The organism is Rubneribacter sp. (assembly GCF_965361815.1).
Genome location: NZ_CBDTNW010000103.1, coordinates 1 through 2591, shown reverse-complemented (window position 1 = coordinate 2591; position 2591 = coordinate 1). Strand labels below are relative to the sequence as shown.

The window sequence follows — 2591 nt, the reverse complement described above, 5'->3', positions numbered from 1 at the left end:
GGCCGGGGCGGGCGGGCGTCCTCGTCAGGTTTTGCTCGTTATCTCCAATCCCGCGTGCATCGTCGTTTCACGGCGCGCAAGCGACGTCTCCACGAAGGCGATGCGACGATGTCGGTCTATCTTGCGGATGCGCGATTCGCACCCCCGCAAAGGCCCCTCGACAACCGTCGTCCGGCCGTCCACGATGCGCCCCCGGCTGAACCGCAGCACGAAGTCCTCATCCAGCAGCTCCTCGAACCACTGCTGCTCGCCGTCGGTCAAAAACGCGCACGCGTCGTCGTCCCCAACAATGGGCCGAACGGAAGCGCGAAGGGACCTCAGGCGCTTGCCCAGCGCGGCAGGATCGTCGGAATACAGGAACAGGTAGCCGCCGAACAGCGGATGCAGCTCAAGACGCCACACGCCGTCCCGCTTGCGCAGAAACTCCGCCCTGGGAACGAAGCAAGCGGAAAGAATGGAGGGATCTACCAGCTTGAGGCAGGCGCGAGCAGCCGCCTCTTCGGAACCGTTACGCGCAAGGGCGACACAGCATCGCGAACGAGAGCGTCGTTGAAACGCCCCCCCCCGTTTGGCTCTATGCTGTTGCGGCAGAATCGCCGTCATGGTGTCGGCCACGTCATCGCTTTCTCGCACGGAACGAAATGCCGCCGCAACCGATGATTGTCACCCTCAACGGAACCGACGGTTCGACCATAATAAGCCAGCGCACAAAGGGGTTCAAGCCCCCAACACCCTATATCCTTAAATCGGCTTTCGCAGCTGGGCAAAGCACCGAAAAAACGCCCCCCCCCCCGCCGTTTACCAGGGACAACATAATATGCGACGGAACTTCGAACTGTTTTCGACCCTCCCCTATCCGACCGCGTGGATTTTTTCTTCAACCCCCCTTTGCGGCCAATCACGCCGGCGAGCGGCACGCGCTTTGCAGAGGGGGTCGCATCGCCGCCCTCCACGCCGCTCTTCGCTCCGCCCCGCAACATGTGCTTCCTCTTCGCGCGACGCACCTTTATAATATTGCGGTCAACATGACAGAGGTGCGGCTTCCATCAGTACCTTCGAAAAGCGCCGGAAAGCGCGGAGCGAAAGGGGACGCCGCCGAAGGGCTTTGCGGGTTTCCGACCGCTTTGCCCTGGGGCGCGGGAGAACATTCCGCGCACTGTCGCGCAGCGGAGTGCTGTCATGGTTTTGCACGAATCGCCTTTCCTGCCGAACCATGGTCCACAGCAAACTGGGAGAGGAAGGAAAGATGGAGTTCGTCAACACCTTCTGGGCGCTCGTGCCGGCCATCGTGGCCATCGTGCTCGCGCTCATTACGAAGGAAACCTACAGCTCGCTGTTCATCGGCATCGTGGTGGGAGCGTTGCTGCTCACCGGGTTCGACCCCGTCGGCACGGTGGACGCCATCATCAGCGGCGAGTTCATCCCCGCAGGCGGCACCGAGGAAGATGCCATGACCACCGGGCTCATACCCGCTCTTGCCGATAGCGCGGGCATCTTCGTGTTCCTGGTGATCCTGGGCATTCTGGTGGCGCTCATCAACTCCACGGGCGCGTCGGCGGCGTTCGGCAAATGGGCGGCGAAGAATGTGAAGAGCCGCATCGGCGCGCAGATAGCCACGTTCGTGCTGGGCGTGCTCATCTTCGTGGACGACTACTTCAACTGCTTGACGGTGGGATCGGTCATGCGCCCCGTCACCGACGCGCAGCAAGTGTCGCGCGCGAAGCTGTCCTACCTCATCGACGCCACGGCGGCGCCCATCTGCATGATCGCGCCCGTGTCGTCGTGGGCGGCGGCCGTGTCCGGCGTTGCCGCCGACCTGAACGTCGACGGCATCCAGCTGTTCATCAGCGCCATCCCGTTCAACTTCTACTCCCTGCTCACGTTGGTGTTCGTAGTGGCCATCATCGTCATGGGCTTTGACTACGGCCCCATGGCAAAAGCCGAGCTGAAGGCGCTGCGCGAAGGCGAACTTGGCTCGCTTGGCAACGACGAGCCGGTGGAGAACACGCGCGCCCATCTGCTGGACATGCTCATTCCCATCCTGGTGCTCATCGTGCTGTGCATCGTGGGCATGCTCTACGTCGGTGGATTCTGGGATCCCGAAACGGAGGGCTACCAAAACGTCATCCTCGCCTTCGGTGACACCGACGCGTTCGTGGCGCTGCCGTGGGGTTCCATCATCGCGCTCGTGTTCGCGTTCGTGTACCTGCTGGCGCGCCGCGTGGTGAAGTTCAAGGACTCCATGGACAGCATCATCGCCGGCTTCAACGCCATGGTGCCGGCCATCCTCATCCTCACGTTCGCCCTCACACTCAAGAGCATGACCAGCGCGCTGGGCGCCGCCGAATTCGTGTCGGGCTGCATGGAGGGCGCCGCTGCGGGCCTGTTCAGCATGCTGCCCGCCATCATCTTTTTGGTGGCATGGGGCCTGGCGTTCGCCACGGGCACCAGCTGGGGCACGTTCGGCATCCTCATCCCCATCGTGCTGCCCATCTTTGCGGGCGAGCCCGAGCTGCTGACCATCGGCATCTCCGCGTGCCTGGCGGGCGCGGTGGCGGGCGATCACTGCTCGCCCATCTCCGACACCACCA

2 protein-coding genes and 1 riboswitch are annotated in these 2591 nt (G+C 63.1%); of the genes, one reads left to right on the top strand and one right to left on the bottom strand.

Features of this window, described 5'->3' with window-relative positions:
- Nucleotides 1-24: 24 nt before the first annotated feature.
- The gene (locus ACWKY3_RS07745) at nt 25-402 is read right to left on the bottom strand and encodes a hypothetical protein (protein ID WP_449315842.1); all 378 of its coding nucleotides are present in this window, start codon (nt 400-402) and stop codon (nt 25-27) included.
- Between the two features lie 619 nt (nt 403-1021).
- Nucleotides 1022-1185: riboswitch (Lysine riboswitch) on the top strand.
- Nucleotides 1186-1246: 61 nt separating this feature from the next.
- Between ACWKY3_RS07745 and ACWKY3_RS07740 the strand changes: the two genes are divergently transcribed.
- The coding region (locus ACWKY3_RS07740; RefSeq protein ID WP_449315841.1) for a Na+/H+ antiporter NhaC family protein at nt 1247-2591 on the top strand (1345 nt) is incomplete at its 3' end.